This is a genomic window from Homoserinimonas sp. A447, from assembly GCF_054489325.1.
The window spans coordinates 1,065,584-1,085,043 of record NZ_JBTMWW010000001.1 but is presented as its reverse complement, the minus strand read 5'-3'; the positions used below and the strand labels follow the sequence as shown (position 1 = coordinate 1,085,043).

Genomic DNA, 19,460 nt, shown 5'->3' with positions numbered 1-19,460 from the left:
GTGAAAGGCAACGTAGTCCTCTTCTGGGCGCTGTGCGCGTTCTTCGTGATCTCCGCGATCATGTACATAATCTGGGGTGCACTCGCGGCGACCACCGGTATTTTCACGGTCGCACCAGGCGAAGATGGCCGCCACGTCGAGCCGGTTGGCGCTCTCGCCCTCGGCTTGTGCGGAGTCATGTTCGCTTTCATCGCGTTCTACATCGGCAAGTCCCACAAGAGTCAGGGCGGGGAACTTCCGGAGGACCGTACCGACGCCAATATCGACGACGGCGACCCGGAGCTCGGGCACTTCAGCCCGTGGAGCTGGTGGCCAATCCTGTTGGCCGGCGCTGCGTCCCTGGCGATCCTGGGCATTGCAATCGGCTACTGGATCACCTTCATCGGTGTAGCGCTGTTGGCGATCACGCTCGTCGGGTGGGTGTATGAGTATTACCGCGGAAACTTCACCCACTGACGTCCGCATCCGGCAGGCGACGCTGGATGATGCTGACGCGGTATTCGCTCTCGTCAACCAGCTCGCCGATCGGTACGACGTCGACCGCGCGGCCTTCGATGACGCGTTCCACCACGCGGTGGAGCAGGCGGAGGACCACCTGCTGCAGGTTGCCGTCGCCGCCGATGGCAGTGTGCTCGGCTACGTCCTGATGACAATCGCGCGGCTGTTGTACACGCGCGACGATATTGCCCAGATCCAGGAGCTCATCGTGGACGAGTCCGCCCGCAACCTGGGCGTCGGCAGCCGCCTGGTGTACGCCATGGAAGACATCTGCCGGGCGCGCAACCTGTCCCAGCTCACGGTTGCAAGCAACCGGGCGCCGGCGTTCTATGACGGGCTCGACTACCGCTCAACCGCCGACTTCCTCAAGAAGAGTTTCGTCTTCGAGGACTGATCTCACGAGCACTGACTCGAGCGAGCACGCCGGCGGCCAGCACGGCCAGCCCTCCCAGAACACTGGGGAGCGGCAGCGTGAGGGCGAGCACCGCGCAGCCGACCATTCCCAGCACCTGCAGCAGGCGAGGGTAGCGCCGCGCGTCCGCCGGCTGCGTGAATGCCGCGAGGTTGGCGATGAAGTAGTAGAGCAGCACGCCGAACGAGGAGAAGCCGATGGCGCCGCGCAGGTCGATTGTGAGCACCAGCACCGTGACGACGATCGCCAGCGCGACCTCGGCCCGATGCGGAACTCGATAACGGGGGTGCACGGCGGCAAGCCACCGCGGCAGGTCTGACTCCCGTGCCATGGCGAGACTGGTGCGGCCGATTCCCGCCATCAACGCCAAGAGCGCACCCAGCGACGCTGCGGCGCCCCCGACCTGCACCACCGGCACCGCCCACGCCCATCCGCTTGCCTGCACGGCAGCCCGCAACGGCTCATCGGTTGCGCTCAGCTCTGCCGGTCCCAGGGCTCCGAGCACGGCAATGGCCACGCCGGCGTAGACCGCCACAGCGGCACCCAGTGCGATCAGGATCGCCCGCGGAATGGTGCGCGCCGGGTCCTTCACCTCCTCGCCCATGGTGGCAATGCGCGCGTAGCCGGCGAACGCGAAGAACAGGAGCCCGGATGCCTGCAGGATGCCGTAACCGGCGGCGATGCCCGGGCCCGGCAACGTCCACTCCAAGTGTGGGAGGCCGCTGGCAAGTCCCGCGGCAACCACCACGGCGAGGACAGCCAATACGACGATGACGATCATCAGGGTGACGCGCGCGGTGCGGGTCACCCCGCGATAGTTGACGAACGCCAGCACGACAACGGCAGCCACCGCCACCGACCGTTCCCAGGCGTCAGGAGCCGCGTAGGCGGCGAATGTCATCGCCATGGCGGCACAGCTCGCCGTCTTGCCGATGACGAAGCTCCAGCCGGCCAGGAAGCCCCACCACGGGCCGAGCCGCTCGCGGCCGTAAACATAGGTGCCGCCCGACTGTGGGTACACCGCCGCAAGCTGGGCAGACGACGTGGCGTTGCAGGTGGCGACAACCGCAGCGATGAGCAGGCTGAGCAGCAGGCCGGTGCCGGCCGACGCGGCCGCCGGACCGAAGACGGCGAACACGCCGGCGCCGATCATCGATCCCAACCCGATGATGACGGCGCCGCCGAGTCCCAGTTGCCTGGACAGTGATTTCGGGGGAGTGCTCACCGCTGAATCCTATGGCGGTCAGGTTAACGACGAGTAGCGCAGGGCTGCTGCTGGTCCACCAGAAAAGCCCCCGCCGAAGCAGGGGCTTTTCTCGGACACAGCGGGCTAGTGGTGCTCGCTCGACTCGAGTTCCGGTTGCGAAACCGGCGAGATGCGGTCTTCGAAGAACCACCGGGTGAGCCCTGCCCGCATCCGCTGGTTGAGCGTGATCTTGCCTTCACTGTTCGGGCGGATCATCAGCGGACGGTGATCGTCGTAGCTGACCAGGCGCCAGCGGTCGTACGCGTTCAGCGGCTGGTGAACCTCGATGTATTCGCCCCCTGGCAGGCGCACAATGCGACCGGACTCGTACCCGTGGAGGGCGATCTCGCGATCCTTCTTCTGCAGCGCGATGCAGGTGCGCTTGGTCACGATGTAGGCGATGACCGGTCCGGCGAACAGCAGCAGCTGTAGCGCATGCGTCACACCTTCAAGGCTCAACATGAAGTGGGTGGCCATCAGGTCGGAGCTGGCAGCAGCCCACATCACCGCGTAGAACGTGACGCCGGCGGCGCCGACCGCGGTGCGTGTCGGGTTGTTGCGGGGGCGCTCGGCAAGGTGGTGCTCGCGCTTGTCCCCGGTGATCCACGCCTCGAGGAAGGGGTAGATAAGGACCGTGACGATGAACAGGCCCAGCACGATAACCGGCACGAGGATGTTCAGCGACACCGTCCAGCCGCCGAGCACGAACTCCCAGCCCGGCGGGACGAGGCGCAGCGCGCCATCCGCGAAGCCGATGTACCAGTCGGGCTGCGTACCGGCAGACACGGGGGAGGGGTCGTACGGTCCGTACACCCACACCGCGTTGATGGAGAAGAACGAGGCGATCAGAACGATCACGCCGAAGACGATGAAGAAGAACCCACCGGCCTTGGCGGCGAAGATCGGCATGATCGGCACGCCAACGACGTTGTCGTTGGTGCGCCCAGGGCCGGCGAACTGGGTGTGCTTGTTGATCACCATGAGCACCAGGTGAATACCGATGAGGGCGATCACCAGGGCAGGAAGCAGCATGATGTGGAGCACGAACAGGCGGCCGACGATGTCGGTGCCGGGGAACTCTCCGCCGAAGAACAGGTAGGACGTCCAGGTGCCGATGACCGGGATTCCCTTGATGATTCCGTCGATGATGCGGAGGCCGTTGCCCGAGAGCAGGTCGTCCGGCAGGGAGTAGCCGGTGAAGCCTTCTGCCATGGCCAGGATGAACAGCACGAAGCCGATGATCCAGTTGAGCTCGCGCGGCTTGCGGAAGGCACCGGTGAAGAAGATGCGCAGCATGTGCAGCCCGATCGCAGCCACGAACAGCAGTGCGGCCCAGTGGTGGACCTGGCGCATGAGCAGGCCGCCGCGAATGTCGAAGGAGATATCGATGGTCGACGCCATGGCGGCCGACATCTCGATGCCCTTCAACGGGACGTATGAGCCGTCGTAGACCACGTGGCTCATCGACGGGTCGAAGAAGAACGTCAGGAACGTGCCGGAGAGCAGGATGACGACGAAGCTGTACAGCGCGACCTCGCCGAGCATGAACGACCAGTGGTCGGGGAAGACCTTGCGGCCGAGTTCCCGGACGAGGCCGGAGATGCTGGTGCGCTCGTCGATGTAGTTGGCGGCGGCGCCCGTGAAGCGCTGTCCCCGTGTCGGCGCCAGGGCCGTGGTCGTGGGGGCTTCGCCCGTAGTTGTGGTGGTCATGCTGAACGCTCCCAGAAGCTAGGTCCGACGGGCTCATGGAAGTCACTCTGCGCGACGAGGTAGCCTTCTGCGTCAACCTCGATGGGGAGTTGGGGCAGCGGTCGCTTGGCCGGGCCGAAGATGACTTCACAGTGGTTGGTGACGTCGAAGGTCGACTGGTGGCACGGGCACAGCAGGTGATGCGTGTGCTGCTCGTACAGTGCCACCGGGCATCCGACGTGGGTGCAGATCTTGGAGTAGGCGACGATTCCCTGGTAGGACCAGTCTTTTCGGCCCTCTTCCTCGTTGAGGTCGGCCGGGTTCAACCGCATCAACAGCACTGCGGCCTTCGACTTCTCCTCGAGCATGTGCTCTGCCTCGTCAATGCCTTCCGGCATGACGTGGAAGACCGATCCGATCGTGACATCCGATGCCTTGATCGGAGTTCCGGAGGGGTCGCGGATGAGGCGGGTTCCCTTTTCCCACAGTGTTTCCTTGAACAGCTTCACCGGGTCTTCTGCCGGTGCCAGGTCGCGGAACAGCACGATCGCGGGAATCGGGGTCAACGCCAATGCACCGATCAGCGTGTTGCGGATGAGGGAGCGGCGGCCGAAACCGGACTCCTTGTTGCCGAGCCGGAAGACCTCGACCGCTGCGGCGCGGGTCTCTACGGTTCCGCGGGTCGGGTGGCGCGACTCGACGAGTTCCTCACCCTTCATGAGCGTCTTGGCCCAGTACACGGCACCGATACCGAGCGGGAACAGTCCGAGGGTGATTCCGATACCCAGGAACATCGTGTTCATGCGAACGGAGTCGGCGTCGCCCGGCACGATCGGGAAGACGATGTAGGCGACGACCGCGAAGATGCTGCCGACGACGGAGAGCAGGAACAGGGTGGACACCCGTCGCGCGGCGGTGCGCTCGGCTGCGGGGTCGAGGTCGGTGACGCGCGGCCGGTGCGGGGGGAAACCGGGGTTCTGGACGGCGTCGGATGTGACGACGGCGGTCCCCGACGACACCTGGCGCGGCTCGCTCTTCTCGACAGCCGAGCCGGCAGCGGCGGCGTCACCGCCGTTGTCGTGCTGTGCCATTGATTTCCCTTCGGTTGGTGCTTGACGTTTCTAGTTCTGCGAATTCTTTGTTCTGCTCTGTCCCGGGCTGGTGGTGTCCGGATGGTGGGGGAGCGAGGCTGCCCCCAGGGTCAACTGGCTCGTGCGGCGATCCACACGGTGAGCGCCACGATGCCGCCCAGGCCGAAGATCCAGATGAACAGGCCTTCGGAAACGGGGCCGATGCTGCCCAGGCCGTACCCGCCAACGGATGGTGTCTCCTCCAGGTACTGGAGGTAGCTGATGATGTCGGCCTTCTCTTCCGGCGTGATGTTCATGTCATTGAACACCGGCATGTTCTGCGGGCCGGTGACCATGGCCTCGTAGATGTGAACCGGCTCAACACCCTGCAGCCCGGGCGCGTACTTGCCCTCGGTCAAGGCACCACCGGCGCCGGCGACGTTGTGGCACATGGCGCAGTTCACGCGGAACAGCACGCCACCGTTGGCGATGTCGTCGCCCACGAGGTCTGCCGCGTCGGGGATCGCCGGTCCAGGGGCCAGGGATGCGACGTACTCGGCAAGGGCAAGGGTCTGCTCTTCGCTGAACTGTGCCGGCTTCTGGGCGCCCTGCGGTCCCTGGAAGGCCAACGGCATCCGGCCGGTTCCCACCTGGAAGTGCACGGATGCCGCGCCGACGCCGTAGAGGCTTGGGCCGTCCTTGGTGCCTTCAGCGTTCATGCCGTGACAGGTGGCGCAGTTCGCCGCGAAGAGCGCCTGGCCCTCCTCGACGGTGGCCTGGGTGACGGCGGTGGTCTCGGCGGCCGCGGTGCTGCTGAACATCGCGTACGCGCCACCGGTGGTCATCAGACCGACCAGGATGAGCGCAACGGTCGCCAGTGGATGACGGCGGCCGGCTGGCCTGGCGCCGCGGGCCTGGGGTGTGGAGTTGTTTCCCATGGTGCTTTCCGGTTGTCCCGTTCCTATTTGAGTACGTAGATGACCAGGAATAGCCCGATCCAGACGACGTCGACGAAGTGCCAGTAGTACGAGACGACGATGGCGCTTGTCGCCTCCTTGTGACCGAAGTTCTTGACGCTGTACGCGCGGCCGATGATGAGCAGGAACGCGATCAGCCCGCCCAGAACGTGGAGGCCGTGGAATCCGGTGGTGATGTAGAAGGCGGAACCGTAGGAGTTCGAACTGAGGCTCACGTGCTCGCTGACCAGCGTCGCGTACTCGAAGACCTGCCCGGTGACGAACATGGCGCCCATGATGAAGGAGAGGAAGAACCACTCGACCATGCCCCACTTGGCAAATTGCAGCAGAGTGCCGGTGCGCCGTGACTGCAGCCGTTCAGCGGCGAACACCCCGAACTGGGCCGTGACCGAGGACAGCACCAGGATGATGGTGATCGTCAGGGCGAACGGAACGTTGAGAGTCGCGGTCTCCGCTGCCCAGAGTTCCGGCGAGGTGGATCGGAGCGTGAAGTAAATGGCGAAGAGGCCCGCGAAGAACATGACTTCGCTGCCGAGCCACACAATGGTTCCGATGGCCACGACATTGGGCCTGTTTACAACAGGGGCTCCAACTGGCTGAGTTAAAGAGGTGCTGGTCACGGTTTCCATTATGGCCGATATTCTTCACCGCGTTCGTCATACAGCGGGGTGTGTGCGGGCAAAAAGCTAGGATTTCCAGCATGCATGATGAAACCACCTGGCCCGACGTTCTCAACACGCTGCTCGACGGCGGCGACCTGAGCATCAGCGAGGCCTCATGGGCCATGCGCCAGATCATGGCGGGGGAGGCGACGGATGCCCAATTGGCCGGTTTCCTGGTCGCCTTGAGGGCCAAGGGTGAGACGGTCGATGAGATTGTGGGCTTCCGGGATGCTGTGCTCGAGAACGCGCTGCCGTTGCGTGCGGACTCGATGGCGCTCGACATTGTGGGCACCGGGGGAGACCGCTTCGCCACGGTGAACATCTCCACCATGGCCTCGATCGTCTGCGCTGCGGCCGGCGCCACAGTGATCAAGCATGGGAACCGTGCGGCCAGTTCAGCATCCGGGGCATCCGACGTGCTCTCAGCGCTCGGCATCGACCTTCAGCTGGATCCGGAGAAGGTCGTCCGGGTGCTCGAGCAGACCGGCATCACTTTCGCCTACGCGGCGCTGTTCCACCCCGGTTTTCGGCATGCCGGCCCGATCCGCGCACAACTGGGGGTGTCCACGGTGTTCAACTTCCTGGGGCCGCTGTGCAATCCGGTGCGTCCGGAGGCATCCGCTGTCGGCGTCGCCAACCTGGAGACGGTGCCGCTGTTCGTCGGCGTTTTTCGGAACAGGGGAGCGACGGCGCTGGTCTTCCGCGGGGACGACGGGCTCGATGAGCTGACGACGACCGGCCACAGCCATATCTGGGAGGTCTCGCGTGGTGATGTGCACGAGCACGACCTCGATCCGCTCGACCTCGGGATTCCGCGTGCCAGGATCTCCGACCTGGTCGGCGGGGATGGCGCCCATAACGCCGCCATTGCGAGGGAGACGCTCGGCGGAAAGCTCGGCCCGGTGCGCGACATCGTGTTGCTGAACGCTGCTGCCGGGTTGATCGCGTTCGACCTGGCGAAGGACTCGTCGCAGACCCTGGTGCCGATTGTTGAGCGGTTCAGGCAGAAATTGGTCATTGCCGCGGATGCTGTCGATTCCGGGGCTGCCATCGCGAAGCTCGACCACTGGGTTGCGGCTTCGCAGCAATGAAGCAGCACAGTGATTCGCAGCAGTGGGGACGCTTATTATGAGAATTTATTAGCAACTCTTCTGGCAACTCGCGGGTTGCCGCGCTACCATCTCGCACATGACCGGGAACGAGCCGGGAGTGCCCGGCGAGAATCATCACGACACGGACGTTGAGAACACTGACTTTGAGAACACGGACGTTGAGAACTCCGACGTTGAGCGCTCCGACGTTGACGACGTGGGGGAGCCCCATCGCGGCAGCATGATCGAGGCAGAGGAAGCTGCGGCTCAGGAGACGAGTGACGACAGGTCTCGACGGGCTGAAGCAGGTGACTCGCAGGCGCGGGCCGAGCTGGCCGACCTGGAGAAACCCAATCGGGTACGGCAGGCGGCCGAATGGCTGGACGAAAAACTGATTCCGCGGCTCGGCGGGGCGGAGGTTGGCCCCTACGACGAAGAGTCAGAGGACTCGGTGGCGTCCCATGATGCGTGCCCGTTGTGCGGACATCCGATGGGGGCGCACCAGATAGACCGCTCCCATCCGAACGCGGTGTTGATCTGCCCCGCACCTCAGATTCCGGAGATGGAGTCGTTCGAGCCGCTGAACGAGGTCGGCATGATCAAGCGCCGCTCCGGCACCGAGTAGCCAGCGAGCGCGCGGCCACGAGGGCTGCAACTGAAGTCCAACGCCTACAAAGCGGGGGGACTGCTGAAGTGCGTAACGGTGTGTGTACGCTGTACACATCAGCTTCCCGGGAAGGACCTCATGGCGGTACGCATCGACCTTAATCTCTCACTGGATGGCGTTGTCGCGCCGGCTGACCGGAGCCCGGAGAATCCGATGGGCGCCGATTGGGGACGCCTCGTGGAGGCGTACATCGGCACCAGGACCATGCGCGAGCGGGTGCTGCACGAGACGACCGGAGCAGGGACGACCGGCGTCGACGACCGGTACGCCGCGGCCTACTTCGGCGGTGTGGGCGCCGAGATCATGGGAGCGGGGATGTTCGGGTTCCATTCCTTTCCGGACGATCCGCACTGGCGCGGGTGGTGGGGCGAGGAGCCGCCGTTTCGCTGTCCCGTCTTCGTGCTGACGCACCGCGGGCGGCCGGCCATCGACTTCGCCAATGGCACTCGGTTCGAGTTCCTCACAGCCACGCCCGAGGACGCGCTCGCTCGTGCCCGGGAGCATGCCGCCGGCGGCGACATCCGTGTCGGCGGGGGAGCGAGCGTCGCGCGCGAATACCTGCGGGCAGGGCTCGTCGATCGCCTGCATGTCGCGATCAGCCCGATCGTCCTCGGTCGGGGCGTTCGGCTCTGGGACGACCTGCGAGGGCTCGAGCGCGAGTACGCCGTCACGTCGGAGGTGGCCGACAGCGGCGTCGTTCACGTCACGTTCGCGCGTTGAGCCCGGGGAGGGTGGCGTATGACGTTGCACGGCCGGAATCCCGCTACTTGACATAATGTGCATTATCGGCGTCTATGCGCAGGCCCCATTTGCGCACGAACCATTGCGCACGAAACCATTCAGCACGCTGTCGGCGGTCCGTGGGATCGTGCAGTGATGACACCGACAGCCCGAGGACAACTGTGAAGAACGACAACGTTTCCTACGTCGCTCTATTGCGCGGCATCAACGTGGGCGGCAAGAACCTGATCGGCATGCCGGAACTCGCTGAGTGTTTCCGCGACGCCGGCTACCGGAACGTTCGCACCTACATCCAGAGCGGCAATGTGCTGTTCACCACAGCTCGCACGCCTGGCCCCGAACCCGAGACCGCAATCGAACGGATGCTGGAAGAGCGTTTCGGGATTCCCCTTACGGTCGTGGTGCGCTCACGCGATGAGCTCGCCGAGACGATCGCCGCGGCACCGGCGGGCCACGGCTCCCCTGACCTGCGCAGCGATGTCTACTTCCTCAAAGCGCCGCTCACCCCTGACGAGGCGCACGCCCAACTGCCGGAACTGCGCGAAGGGGTCGATTCGGTGGCTCTCGGGCCAGGTGCGCTGTACTTCTCGAGGGTGAAAGCGCGGGCGACCGAGACCAACATCAACCGTTTCATGGGCAAGCCGGTCTTTCGTCAGATCACCGTGCGCAACTGGCGCACGACCACCCGTCTCCTGGAGTTGCTCGAGGGCGAGTAGCCCCACAACCTGCCTGGAGCGCTACTCGGGCTGGAAACCGCTCACGTCGCCGACGTAGCGCGTGTTGTTGGCCGGCACCGGCTCGACGGCGGCGGCAGCCACCTCAGCGGCGAACTCGCCGACGTTGTAGAGCCTCCCCGCCGCCTGCTTACGTGAGTCGATCGCTCCCGGGTTCGCCCGCTCGAGCAACGTCGCCGTGATGGTGCCCTCGATCATGTCGCCGGAGACGACGACGAACTCGACACCAGCATCCTGAAGCTGAGGAATCATCTCACGAAGGGCGTCCTCCCCCGCACGCTTACTGAGCGCGACCGACTGGTACTCCGGCATCGTCTCGGTGGTGCGGATGAAGTGGGCCTGGTGGCTGGTGACGAACACCACGCGAGAACCTGGCCCAAGCAGCGGCAGGGCCGCGGTGAGAACGCCCACCTGCGCGTCGCGGTTCAGCAGCATGGCGTAGTCCTCGGCCATACCCGACTCCATGCCGCCCGAGGCGTTCAACACCAGGACGTCCAGTCCGCCGAACTGTTCCTTCACCGTCTGCATCATCGCGGCGACGGATGCCGGGTCGGTCAGGTCGGCTCCGACCGCGATGGCCGCACCCCCGGCCGCCTCGATCTTCTCGACCAACTGCAGCGCGCGCTTCTCCTTGTTGCGGTAGTTGATCACCACCGACGCACCGGCCGCAGCAAGGAGGCTCGCAGTGTCTGCACCGATCCCCCGCGACGATCCGGTGACGAGCGCGCGCTTGCCTGCGAGGGAACCGGGGTTGAGGGGCTGTGACACGTCGAACTCCTAATGCTGGGGGCAGAGTTCTGAGGATACCAAGCCGCTCCCCTGAACCACTCCCCGTGCCGCTCCCCCGTGCTCCCCGCCTGAATGGTAGTTTCGATCAAGACCGCCACCCGAGGAGCGCACGCATGGATCTGCTTGTCATCGACCTGACGCAGTACCTCTGGATCGTCTGGCTTGTTTTCATCCTCATCGCCGTGATCATCGAGCTCCTCACGCTGGAATTCACCTTCCTGATGATCGCCGTCGGTAGCCTGGGCGGGCTCGGCGCGAACCTGCTGGGGCTGGAATGGTGGATGCAGATCGGCATTGCGGCCGTGCTGTCCGTGCTGCTCATCCTGATCATCCGGCCGTTCATGCTGCGTTACCTGCGCAAGGGCGAAGACCCGACCCCCAGCAACATTGACGCGCTGGCAGGCATGACCGCCCGCGTCGTGCTGGCGGTCGGCGAGAACGGCGGACAGGTGAGGCTGGCCAACGGCGAAACCTGGACCGCCCGGCTGTCCGATCTGACCGAGCACAGGCTCGTCGAGATCGATGAACGGGTCATTGTGACCGCGATTGAAGGGTCCACCGCCGTGGTGGTGCCCGCTGAACGAAGTTGAGCAAGACTAGAAACTGAGCACGCCTAGAAACTGAGCAAGGGGAACTGAGCATGATTGACGTATCGGCCAACATCGGCCAGTGGTTCATTGTCGCGTTATTGGTGGTCCTGGGCGTCTTCGTCCTGGTCGTGCTGACCCGCGCCATCCGCATCGTTCCGCAGGCGACAGCCGGCGTGGTCGAGCGTCTCGGGAAGTACCACAAGACCCTGATGCCGGGCCTGAACATCCTGGTCCCGTTCATCGACCGGATGCGACCGCTCATCGACATGCGCGAGCAGGTCGTGTCGTTCCCGCCGCAGCCGGTGATCACCGAGGACAACCTGGTCGTCTCGATCGACACCGTCGTCTACTTCCAGGTGACGGATGCCCGCGCAGCCACCTACGAGATCGCCAACTATCTGGGCGCGGTCGAGCAATTGACCACCACGACCCTTCGTAACGTCGTGGGTGGCCTCAACCTCGAGGAGGCGCTCACCAGCCGCGACAACATCAACGGCCAGCTGCGCATCGTGCTCGATGAGGCGACCGGCAAGTGGGGCATCCGGGTCGGTCGCGTCGAGTTGAAGGCCATCGACCCGCCCCTGTCCATCCAGGACTCGATGGAGAAGCAGATGCGCGCCGAGCGTGACCGTCGCGCCGTCATCCTCACCGCCGAGGGAACCAAGCAGTCCGCGATCCTCGAGGCTGAGGGCTCCAGGCAGGCCGCGATCCTCGAGGCTGAGGGCTACGCCAAGGCCGCGGTGCTGAGGGCGGAGGGTGAGGGTGCCGCCATCACCACCGTGTTCAAGGCGATCCACGACGGCAACCCCGACCCGGCGCTGCTGGCGTACCAGTACCTGCTGACCCTCCCCAAGATTGCGGAAGGCGAGGCCAGCAAGCTCTGGATCATCCCGTCCGAACTCACGGAAGCGGTAAAGGGCATCAGTGCCGGCTTCTTCGGCGGCGGGGCGAATGAGCAGCCACCCACGAAGTAGGCGGGGGGCGGATGGCGACTCGTACTTCTCCCCCGCTTCGCCGCGCGTTCTGGCCCATCGTGGCCTGGCGACCGAAGCGCCGGAGAACACCATGCTCGCCTTCCTCAAGGCGCTGAGCATCGGGGTCGACTACCTCGAGACCGACGTTCACGCCTCCCAGGACGGGGTCGCGGTGATCACTCACGACCCCGACCTGTCGCGGGTGGCCGGCCGTCCGGTGCGTGTCGACCACCTGACGATGGCTGAGTTGCGCAAGGTCAGTCTCGGCGACGGCCAGCACTTTGCGAGTCTCGCGGAGGTTCTGGATGCCTTTCCAGCGGCCAGGTTCAACATTGACATCAAGAGCGACGCCGCGCTCGAGCCGACCGTCGAGGCGGTTCTGGCTGCCGGTGCCGTGAAACGCGTGCTGATTGCTTCGTTCAGCGATCGACGTCGCAAACTGGCCGTCTCCCGTTTGCCCGGAGTGGCGACATCCGCTTCCCGCAGGGCGTCCGCCCAGGCCGTCGCAGTCGCACGCGTCGGGCAAGTTCGGCTGGTCAGGGCGGCGCTGCAGGGCGTGGATGCCGTACAACTGCCTGAGCGGCTCAAGGGGGTGCGGATCATCACTCCGCGACTGGTCACCTCGATGCATGCCGCGGGCGTTGAGGTGCACGCCTGGACCATCAACGATGTCCCCACCATGGAACGCCTGCTCACGATCGGCGTTGACGGGCTGGTCACCGACCGGGCAGACCTGGCGCTGGAAGTCGTGCGCCGGCGTCGCTGAACAGCCTCCCGAGCCTGTGAACCCGCTGTGAAAGGCGGGAAGCGGAAAGGATTCTCCCAGCCGGACGGTTTATAACTGGGACGATCGTCGCGAGCAGCAAGGAGACCGCCATGGCAGACCGCAGTTTGCGCGGAATGAGACTGGGAGCACAGAGCCTCCAGAGTGAAGAAGGCGTTACCTTCTCCCCGCGGAAGAAGAGTACTTACCGGGCAGCGGATGGATCGACCTTCGAGGTCATGTTCTCATCCGAGGCCGAGGTGCCCACCGTGTGGGAGTCGCCCAAGAGCGGGCTTGAGGGCCGGCTGGTTGACGAGGTCGGCGAACTGGTCGAACACGAACTCGTCGAGGGCAAGGTGGCACGTACCCACTGGGACATGCTGCTGGAACGCCGCACCCGCGCCGAACTTGAGGAACTGCTCCAGGAGCGCCTCGACTTCCTGCGTGCCCGTAAGGGGCAGCAGAAGATCGGCGCCTGACCGAAAGCACTCGTGAGAACGAGAAGAACGCCCAGCCTTCGGGTTGGGCGTTCTTCTTGTCTCTGCCCAGCAGGCAGGTACTAGCGGACGAACCCCCAGAGCGTGATCCGCACCAGTGCTTCCGCCACGATCCCGGCGTGCATCTTCGACCGCCCCGCCGTGCGCTCCACGAAAGTGATCGGGTGCTCGGTAACCCGGAATCCTGCCCGCTCCAGTCGCCACGCCAGCTCGACCTGGAAGCAGTAGCCCTGCGACGACACCCGACCGAACTCGACCGCACGCAGGGCATCCGCGCGAAACACGCGGTATCCGGACGTCAGGTCGCGGATGCGGCTGCGCAGCACCATGCGGGCGTACCGGTTGCCGGTGCGCGAGATGGTTCGGCGGAACCACGGCCAATTGAGCACCGCTCCCCCGGTGACCCAGCGGGAGCCGATCACCAGGTCTGCTGACGCCTCGGCTGCCGCCAGCATGTGCGGAAGCTCTGCGGGGTCATGGGAACCGTCAGCGTCGATCTCGACCAGGTAGCGGTAGCCGGCATCCAGCCCCTGCTCGAATCCGGCGATATAGGCGCGGCCGAGCCCTTGCTTGGCCTTCCGGTGGAGCACGGTGACTGCGGGGTCGCCGGCTGCCAGCCGGTCGGCGAGGTCCCCGGTGCCATCCGGTGATGCGTCATCGACGATCAGGATGTCAGCGGCGGGAACCTCCTGGCGCAATCGCCCGATGATGGCCGGCAGGTTATCCGCCTCGTTGAAGGTCGGAACGATGACCAGGGTGTCAGCCACGTGGCATCCGCTCGGCGCTGCCGCGCTTGCGCGTGAGCAGGATCGCCGCGGCGAGGCCACCGAGGCCGAGGAAGCCGGCCAGCCACTCCACCCAGCGTCCGATGACGGATGCCGGGGTCACCGTGTCGCTGAGCGGCACGTCTTCGAGCATGACGCCTGGTGTGTACGTCTCTAGTTCGACGATGGTGCTGCCGTCCGGCCCGATGATCGCACTGGTGCCGACTGTTGAGGTGTTGACGACGCTGCGGCCGTACTCGATGGCGCGCAGGCGGGCGATGGCAAGCTGCTGCACGCTCTCCTGGCTCTGACCGAAGTCGGCGTTGTTGGTCGGGGCGAGGATGACCTCCGCTCCCCCGTCGATCATCTGGTGCAGGAGGGCGTCGTCGACGATGTCGAAGCAGATGGCGAGGCCCGCCAGCAGGCGCTCCTGATCGGTGCTGCCCTGATCGGTGGTGCCCCCGTCCGTCAGCTCGATGTCGAACACGTTCGGCCGCTCGCCGAACGAGTAGTCACGCGGCACCAGGTCGAACAGGCTGGGGGCCAGCGGATACCAGAACTCCCGGTCAGGCAGGTATTCCGCGAAGGGCACCGGGTGGATCTTGTCGTACTGCGCCACCGACCCCTCCCCCGGCTGCCAGAGCAGCAGGCTGTTGAAGACCCGGCCCACCTCGTCGCTGGTGATGGTGCCGACGACAAGAGGCGCATTCAGCTCCTCGGTCACGAAATCGAGCACGCCGGCCGCCTGCGGGTAGTCCAGGGGGTTGAGGTCTGCGGCGTTCTCCGGCCAGACGACCAGGTCGACCTTCTCGTCGAGTACCGGCACCGTGGCCTGCAGGTGGTCGTCCAGGATGTCGCCGCGCTCCCGTTCGGCGAAGAGTCCGGCATCCGAATTCCCCTGGACTGCAGCAACGCGGATGCTGCCGCTCACCGAGGTCGGCCACGCCGGCATCGCGAAGGCGACGGCCACGGCGATCGCCGGGACGAGCATCCGCCGCCAGGTGGTGGATTGCCAAGCCCCGTACCGCCATTCGCGAACGGCCTGGAGGATCATGGCGGCCAGCACCGCAATGACGAAGCTGAGTCCGGATGCGCCCAGCCAGGCGACGAGATCACCCAGCGGGCTCTGCGACTGGGAGAAGGCCAGCCGGCCCCAGGAGAAGCCGCCGTACGGCCAGACGCTGACGATGGCCTCTCGAAGCGTCCATAGACCCGCCAGTGTTACCGGAAGCAGGAGCAGACGGCCAGCAGTGTTGAAGGTGCCACCGCCGGACCAGGCCTGCAGCCCGTGGCGCCAGGCGAGGGCGATCAGCGAAGCACCGATGGCGAAGAAGATCGTCTGGAGACCGGCGAGGGCGAGCCACGGCACGGCGCCCAGGTAGGTGGTGAGCCAGAAGATGTGGATGCCGTAGAAGGCGAACCCGCCGGCCAGGCCGACCAGCATGCTTCCCCCGAAGGTGCGACCGAGGAGGGACCAGAGGATGAGCGCTGTTCCCGGAATCGCCAACGGCCACCAGCCGAGAGCGGGGAAGGCGCCGGCCAGGATGGCTCCCCCGGCAGCCGCGGCGATTGTTGCCAGCCACAGGGGTGCCGGGCGGCTCAGGTCGGGTTTCATCGCTATCAGCGTACTTCAGCGAGCACAGTGTTCAGAGGTGCAGCGTTCAGAGGCGCAGTTCAGGGATGCGGCGCTCAGGCGACGCTGGAGTACGCGACGATGCCGCGGCGGATGGCGTCGAGGGCCTGGCGCGCTGTCGAGCCGACCGGCGCATCCGCGACCACCGACAGCTGGTCGAGCAGGTCGATCGCCTGCTTGGTGACTCTCACGAAGTCCCCTGCTGCCAGCTCTGCTTCCTGCAATACGGCGTCCAGCGACGCACCCTGCGCCCAGCGGTACATCGGCAGCGACAGCCCGGTCGCGACCGGGTTGCTGCCTGGCAGGCGGTGGTCTCGCTCCAGGTCATCGAGCCGGCTCCACAGGTCGGTGGTGGCCTCCAGCGCGGCACGGAACGGCCCGCGCGGCAGGTAGCGGTCCGAGAGTTGCCCCTCATCGCGGCGCGGTTCGTAAATGAGGGCGACCGCCATGGCGGCCATCCCGGCGGCATCGAGGTCGTTCCAGGCGCCACGACGCAGGCACTCGGCAACCAGCAGGTCGCGTTCCCCGTAGATGCGCCTCAGGATGCGACCGTGCGGGCCGACGCCGACCTTCCCGTTCTTGTCACGGTTGAGGTAGTCGAGCTCGAGGAGAACATCCGTCACCCGGTCGAAGACTTTCGCGACCGCACCGGTGCGGGTGCGCACCTGGGCGCTCAGCTCGTCCTTCTGCTTCTTCAGGCGCCCCCAGCGCTCCGCCCACCTGGCGTGGGCTTCCCGATCACTGCAGGCGTGGCACGGATGCTGCTTGAGGCGCTTCCGAAGTCCCGCGAGTTGCCGTTGGCGCCGGTCGCGTTCGGCTCGCGCCTGCAGGTCGTTGCGATTGGTGCTCTTGCGTTCGAGGTCGGTGAGCTCCCGACGGATGCCCCAATACTCGGTGAAGTCGCCCAGGTGGCAGGTCATGGCCTCTTCGTAGCCGGCCATCGACTCCTCGATGCTGCGCACCTTCCTGGCCAGGTCGACGACTGCACGGTCGGCCTGGAACTGGGCGAACGACGACTCCAGGATGTCCCGGGTGCGGTCGCGGCCGAACTGTTCGATCAGGTTGACGGCCATGTTGTAGGTCGGGGTGAAGCTGGAGTTCAGCGGGTAGGTGCGCCGGGAGGCGAGGGAAGCGACCGCCTGCGGGTCCAGGCCGTCCTGCCACTGGATGACCGAGTGGCCTTCGACGTCGATTCCGCGGCGACCGGCCCGTCCGGTGAGTTGGGTGTACTCCCCCGGCGTGATCGGCACCCTCGCCTCACCGTTGAACTTCTCCAGCTTCTCGAGTACGACGGTCCTGGCCGGCATGTTGATGCCCAGCGCGAGGGTCTCGGTGGCGAAGACGGCTTTCACCAGCTTGCGCCGGAACAACTCCTCGACCACTTCCTTGAACGCAGGAAGCATTCCGGCGTGGTGGGCGGCGACTCCTCGTTCCAGCCCGTCGAGCCACTCCCAATAGCCGAGGACGGCCAGGTCCTGGTCGGGGATGGTGCGGCAGCGTTCCTCCACGTAGGCGCGGATCTCGTCGCGCTCGTGCTGCTCGGTGAGGCGCACCCCCGCGCGCAGCACCTGCAGGACGGCCTGGTCGCATCCGTTGCGGCTGAAGATGAAGAAGATGGCCGGCAGCAGGTTCTTGGAGCCGAGCAGGGTGACGATCTCTGCCCGATCGGCCCGCTGGCTGTGGAGCTCTCTCGCGTTGTACCGATTGCGGCCCCCTCGGCCCTGGCCACCGCGGTTGTGCCCGCCAGGGCGGGCCCCGGCACGAGCGCCAGAGGTCAGCCGCATCAACTCGGGGTTCACCCGATTGGCCGAACCGGCCTGGACGCGGCTACCGGAGGCACGCTGTACTGAGCCCGTCGAAGTGTCGAACAGGTCGAGCAGCTTGGAGCGCACCAGCACGTGCTGGTCGAGTGGAACCGGGCGCTCCTCGGAGACGATCACCGTTGTCTCGCCGCGGACCGCCTGCAGCCAGTCTCCGAACTCCTCCGCGTTGGAGACGGTGGCGCTGAGCGAGACCAGGCGCACCGATTGCGGGAGGTGGATGATGACCTCCTCCCAGACGGCCCCGCGGAAGCGGTCGGCCAGGTAGTGCACCTCGTCCATGATGACGAAGGCGAGGTTCTGGAGCAGGTCGGAACCGGCGTAGAGCATGTTGCGCAGCACCTCGGTGGTCATGACGACCATGCGGGCCTGCGAGTTGATATTGGTGTCCCCGGTGAGCAACCCCACTTCGCTGTGCCCGTATTCGGCGGCCAGCTCCTGGTACTTCTGGTTGCTGAGCGCCTTCATCGGGGCGGTGTAGAAGATCTTCGCCTTCGGCCGGCGCATCGTCAGGTACACGGCGAACTCCGCGACCACGGTCTTGCCTGCTCCCGTCGGGGCAGCCACCAGCACGCTGTTGCCCTCCTCCAGCGCGATGCAGGCACTGATCTGGAACGGGTCGAGGTCGAACTTCAGTCCCTCGCGGAAGCCCCGTACTTCGGGTGACTGGGTGCCCTGGCGGGAAGCGGCAAAGCGTTCCGCAGGGCTGCGCGTGTCGTCGTACGCCCTGCCTCGTTGTGGTGAACTCATGCGTTCGCTGTCCCCAACTGGTCTTCGAATGCCGCCTGCCTCTTGGCGGCGATCCGGTCGTGGAGCCACGCTACCCCCGCCGCGAGGAAGTAGAGCAGGACCATCGGGACGGCGAGCAGGAACATCGACATCACGTCGGCGGCTGGGGTGGCGATTGCGCAGAACACGGCGATCAGGAGGACGGCGACGCGCCAGCCCTTGATGATCGCGCCGGCGGAGATCACCCCGAGGAAATTGAGGAGCACCAGGAAGACCGGCATCACGAACGCGATACCGACGGCGAGCACCAGCTTGAGCACGAAGTCGAGGTACACCTTCGCCTCCACGAAGCTGGCGTCCTCCGGCGGAACGAAACCCGCCATCAGGCTGACGATGTTAGGCAGCACGAACCAGCCGGCCGCGCAGCCGGCGAGGAACAGCGGTACTGCAGTGAAGAAGAACCCGAAGGTGTACCGCTTCTCCTTCTTCGTCAAGCCGGGGACCAGGAAGGCGAAGATCTGGTACAGCCAGACCGGGCTGGAGGCGACGATGCCGATGGTCACGGCGACCTGCATCGTGACGTCGAACCCACCGGTGATGGTGGAGTAGTTGATCGTGGCGTTGCGTGCTTCGGCTATCGCCAGGATGGGAACCCGAAGGGCATCCCAGACGAATTGGGCAACGACGAAACCGCCGACCGACGCGACAAGGATCGAGATGCCGCCGATGAACAATCGCTTGCGAAGCTCGACGAGATGTTCCCCGAGGGACATCCGGGCATCGCCAGAGCCTCGCTTCCTGAGCGTGGCCACGGAACTTACGGCTTGGTCGGCGAATCCGGGCCAGACGGCAGCTCGTCCGAAGGCCGCTGCTCATCCGAAGGCCGCTGCTCATCCGAAGGGGCCGCGGTCTCGTCGGTGGGCTGCTTGATCTCGCTCTTGAAGATCTTCATGGACTGGCCGAGGCTCCGGGCCAGCGCGGGAAGTTTCGGCGCGCCGAACAGCAGCAGGATGATGGCGAGCAGGATGAGCGCGTGCCACCCGGTAAAAGCGTTTCCGAACATCGGGGAACATCCTTCTGAGTCAGACTTGCGGTTCAGGCCATTTTAGCCCTA

The 19,460-nt window shown here is 65.6% G+C and carries 21 protein-coding genes; 10 read left to right on the top strand and 11 right to left on the bottom strand.

Features of this window, described 5'->3' with window-relative positions:
- Together ACX3O0_RS05270 and ACX3O0_RS05265 are read left to right on the top strand one after the other, a co-directional pair.
- Nucleotides 1-456, top strand: a complete 456-nt coding sequence (locus ACX3O0_RS05270) for a cytochrome c oxidase subunit 4 (RefSeq protein ID WP_459107023.1) — start codon at nucleotides 1-3, stop codon at nucleotides 454-456.
- Nucleotides 425-892, top strand: a complete 468-nt coding sequence (locus ACX3O0_RS05265) for a GNAT family N-acetyltransferase (RefSeq protein ID WP_459092311.1) — start codon at nucleotides 425-427, stop codon at nucleotides 890-892. The genes ACX3O0_RS05270 and ACX3O0_RS05265 overlap by 32 nt, the downstream gene beginning before the upstream one ends.
- Here ACX3O0_RS05265 and ACX3O0_RS05260 read toward each other — a convergent pair.
- The 5 genes from ACX3O0_RS05260 to ctaE all read right to left on the bottom strand — a co-directional run bounded on the left by ACX3O0_RS05260 (nucleotide 864) and on the right by ctaE (nucleotide 6,521).
- Nucleotides 864-2,135: an APC family permease gene (locus tag ACX3O0_RS05260; RefSeq protein WP_459107022.1), complete on the bottom strand. Its 1,272-nt coding sequence runs from the start codon at nucleotides 2,133-2,135 to the stop codon at nucleotides 864-866. The genes ACX3O0_RS05265 and ACX3O0_RS05260 overlap by 29 nt on opposite strands.
- A gap of 105 nt (nucleotides 2,136-2,240) precedes the next feature.
- Nucleotides 2,241-3,866 (bottom strand): cytochrome bc1 complex cytochrome b subunit, encoded by a 1,626-nt coding sequence (gene qcrB, locus ACX3O0_RS05255; RefSeq protein ID WP_459107021.1) that lies wholly within the window; start codon nucleotides 3,864-3,866, stop codon nucleotides 2,241-2,243.
- Entirely contained in the window at nucleotides 3,863-4,936 is a 1,074-nt protein-coding gene (gene qcrA / locus ACX3O0_RS05250; protein WP_459107020.1) for a cytochrome bc1 complex Rieske iron-sulfur subunit, read from the bottom strand. Before qcrA ends, qcrB begins: the two co-directional genes overlap by 4 nt.
- A 110-nt stretch (nucleotides 4,937-5,046) precedes the next feature.
- Nucleotides 5,047-5,853, bottom strand: a complete 807-nt coding sequence (gene qcrC / locus ACX3O0_RS05245) for a cytochrome bc1 complex diheme cytochrome c subunit (RefSeq protein WP_459092319.1) — start codon at nucleotides 5,851-5,853, stop codon at nucleotides 5,047-5,049.
- Nucleotides 5,854-5,876: 23 nt separating this feature from the next.
- Nucleotides 5,877-6,521: an aa3-type cytochrome oxidase subunit III gene (ctaE, locus tag ACX3O0_RS05240; protein ID WP_459107019.1), complete on the bottom strand. Its 645-nt coding sequence runs from the start codon at nucleotides 6,519-6,521 to the stop codon at nucleotides 5,877-5,879.
- Between the two features lie 71 nt (nucleotides 6,522-6,592).
- On the opposite strand from ctaE, the gene trpD reads away from it, so the two are divergent.
- The 4 genes from trpD to ACX3O0_RS05220 all read left to right on the top strand — a co-directional run bounded on the left by trpD (nucleotide 6,593) and on the right by ACX3O0_RS05220 (nucleotide 9,769).
- Nucleotides 6,593-7,645, top strand: a complete 1,053-nt coding sequence (gene trpD, locus ACX3O0_RS05235) for an anthranilate phosphoribosyltransferase (protein WP_459107018.1) — start codon at nucleotides 6,593-6,595, stop codon at nucleotides 7,643-7,645.
- Between the two features lie 97 nt (nucleotides 7,646-7,742).
- The gene (locus ACX3O0_RS05230) at nucleotides 7,743-8,270 is read left to right on the top strand and encodes a hypothetical protein (protein ID WP_459107017.1); all 528 of its coding nucleotides are present in this window, start codon (nucleotides 7,743-7,745) and stop codon (nucleotides 8,268-8,270) included.
- Nucleotides 8,271-8,390: 120 nt separating this feature from the next.
- Complete coding sequence (locus ACX3O0_RS05225) at nucleotides 8,391-9,032, top strand: dihydrofolate reductase family protein (RefSeq protein ID WP_459107016.1); 642 nt, start codon at nucleotides 8,391-8,393, stop codon at nucleotides 9,030-9,032.
- A gap of 182 nt (nucleotides 9,033-9,214) precedes the next feature.
- On the top strand, nucleotides 9,215-9,769 hold the full coding sequence (locus ACX3O0_RS05220; protein ID WP_459107015.1) for a DUF1697 domain-containing protein: 555 nt from the start codon (nucleotides 9,215-9,217) through the stop codon (nucleotides 9,767-9,769).
- Nucleotides 9,770-9,790: 21 nt separating this feature from the next.
- Here the strand turns inward: ACX3O0_RS05220 and ACX3O0_RS05215 are convergent, their stop codons facing one another.
- Nucleotides 9,791-10,555: an SDR family oxidoreductase gene (locus ACX3O0_RS05215; protein ID WP_459107014.1), complete on the bottom strand. Its 765-nt coding sequence runs from the start codon at nucleotides 10,553-10,555 to the stop codon at nucleotides 9,791-9,793.
- Between the two features lie 134 nt (nucleotides 10,556-10,689).
- On the opposite strand from ACX3O0_RS05215, the gene ACX3O0_RS05210 reads away from it, so the two are divergent.
- The 4 genes from ACX3O0_RS05210 to ACX3O0_RS05195 all read left to right on the top strand — a co-directional run bounded on the left by ACX3O0_RS05210 (nucleotide 10,690) and on the right by ACX3O0_RS05195 (nucleotide 13,382).
- Nucleotides 10,690-11,166, top strand: a complete 477-nt coding sequence (locus tag ACX3O0_RS05210; protein WP_459107013.1) for an NfeD family protein — start codon at nucleotides 10,690-10,692, stop codon at nucleotides 11,164-11,166.
- A gap of 50 nt (nucleotides 11,167-11,216) precedes the next feature.
- Nucleotides 11,217-12,140 carry an SPFH domain-containing protein gene (locus tag ACX3O0_RS05205; RefSeq protein WP_459092335.1) on the top strand — a complete coding sequence of 308 codons (924 nt, stop codon included), beginning with the start codon at nucleotides 11,217-11,219 and terminating at the stop codon, nucleotides 12,138-12,140.
- Complete coding sequence (locus ACX3O0_RS05200) at nucleotides 12,118-12,906, top strand: glycerophosphodiester phosphodiesterase (RefSeq protein ID WP_459107012.1); 789 nt, start codon at nucleotides 12,118-12,120, stop codon at nucleotides 12,904-12,906. Before ACX3O0_RS05205 ends, ACX3O0_RS05200 begins: the two co-directional genes overlap by 23 nt.
- Nucleotides 12,907-13,016: 110 nt before the next feature.
- A complete protein-coding gene (locus tag ACX3O0_RS05195) occupies nucleotides 13,017-13,382 on the top strand; it encodes an RNA polymerase-binding protein RbpA (protein ID WP_459092339.1) in 366 nt (121 codons plus the stop codon).
- An 80-nt stretch (nucleotides 13,383-13,462) separates the two neighbouring features.
- On the opposite strand, the gene ACX3O0_RS05190 is transcribed toward ACX3O0_RS05195, so the two are convergent.
- The 5 genes from ACX3O0_RS05190 to tatA form a co-directional block, all read right to left on the bottom strand.
- Complete coding sequence (locus ACX3O0_RS05190; RefSeq protein WP_459107011.1) at nucleotides 13,463-14,167, bottom strand: polyprenol monophosphomannose synthase; 705 nt, start codon at nucleotides 14,165-14,167, stop codon at nucleotides 13,463-13,465.
- Nucleotides 14,160-15,779, bottom strand: coding sequence for an apolipoprotein N-acyltransferase (gene lnt, locus ACX3O0_RS05185; protein ID WP_459107010.1), 1,620 nt, complete (start codon nucleotides 15,777-15,779; stop codon nucleotides 14,160-14,162). Before lnt ends, ACX3O0_RS05190 begins: the two co-directional genes overlap by 8 nt.
- 74 nt (nucleotides 15,780-15,853) lie before the next feature.
- Complete coding sequence (locus ACX3O0_RS05180; RefSeq protein WP_459107009.1) at nucleotides 15,854-18,367, bottom strand: DEAD/DEAH box helicase; 2,514 nt, start codon at nucleotides 18,365-18,367, stop codon at nucleotides 15,854-15,856.
- A complete protein-coding gene (tatC, locus tag ACX3O0_RS05175; protein ID WP_459092418.1) occupies nucleotides 18,364-19,119 on the bottom strand; it encodes a twin-arginine translocase subunit TatC in 756 nt (251 codons plus the stop codon). The genes ACX3O0_RS05180 and tatC overlap by 4 nt, the downstream gene beginning before the upstream one ends.
- A gap of 44 nt (nucleotides 19,120-19,163) precedes the next feature.
- Entirely contained in the window at nucleotides 19,164-19,409 is a 246-nt protein-coding gene (gene tatA, locus ACX3O0_RS05170) for a twin-arginine translocase TatA/TatE family subunit (RefSeq protein WP_459092348.1), read from the bottom strand.
- Between the last annotated feature and the right edge of the window lie 51 nt (nucleotides 19,410-19,460).

Coding starts and splice junctions, on each gene's coding strand:
- ACX3O0_RS05265 (WP_459092311.1), top strand. CDS start 425: ATGAGTATTACCGCGGAAACTTCACCCACTGACGTCCGCATCCGGCAG.
- qcrB (WP_459107021.1), bottom strand. CDS start 3,866: ATGACCACCACAACTACGGGCGAAGCCCCCACGACCACGGCCCTGGCG.
- qcrA (WP_459107020.1), bottom strand. CDS start 4,936: ATGGCACAGCACGACAACGGCGGTGACGCCGCCGCTGCCGGCTCGGCT.
- qcrC (WP_459092319.1), bottom strand. CDS start 5,853: ATGGGAAACAACTCCACACCCCAGGCCCGCGGCGCCAGGCCAGCCGGC.
- ctaE (WP_459107019.1), bottom strand. CDS start 6,521: ATGGAAACCGTGACCAGCACCTCTTTAACTCAGCCAGTTGGAGCCCCT.
- trpD (WP_459107018.1), top strand. CDS start 6,593: ATGCATGATGAAACCACCTGGCCCGACGTTCTCAACACGCTGCTCGAC.
- ACX3O0_RS05230 (WP_459107017.1), top strand. CDS start 7,743: ATGACCGGGAACGAGCCGGGAGTGCCCGGCGAGAATCATCACGACACG.
- ACX3O0_RS05225 (WP_459107016.1), top strand. CDS start 8,391: ATGGCGGTACGCATCGACCTTAATCTCTCACTGGATGGCGTTGTCGCG.
- ACX3O0_RS05210 (WP_459107013.1), top strand. CDS start 10,690: ATGGATCTGCTTGTCATCGACCTGACGCAGTACCTCTGGATCGTCTGG.
- ACX3O0_RS05205 (WP_459092335.1), top strand. CDS start 11,217: ATGATTGACGTATCGGCCAACATCGGCCAGTGGTTCATTGTCGCGTTA.
- ACX3O0_RS05200 (WP_459107012.1), top strand. CDS start 12,118: ATGAGCAGCCACCCACGAAGTAGGCGGGGGGCGGATGGCGACTCGTAC.
- ACX3O0_RS05195 (WP_459092339.1), top strand. CDS start 13,017: ATGGCAGACCGCAGTTTGCGCGGAATGAGACTGGGAGCACAGAGCCTC.
- lnt (WP_459107010.1), bottom strand. CDS start 15,779: ATGAAACCCGACCTGAGCCGCCCGGCACCCCTGTGGCTGGCAACAATC.
- ACX3O0_RS05180 (WP_459107009.1), bottom strand. CDS start 18,367: ATGAGTTCACCACAACGAGGCAGGGCGTACGACGACACGCGCAGCCCT.
- tatC (WP_459092418.1), bottom strand. CDS start 19,119: ATGTCCCTCGGGGAACATCTCGTCGAGCTTCGCAAGCGATTGTTCATC.
- tatA (WP_459092348.1), bottom strand. CDS start 19,409: ATGTTCGGAAACGCTTTTACCGGGTGGCACGCGCTCATCCTGCTCGCC.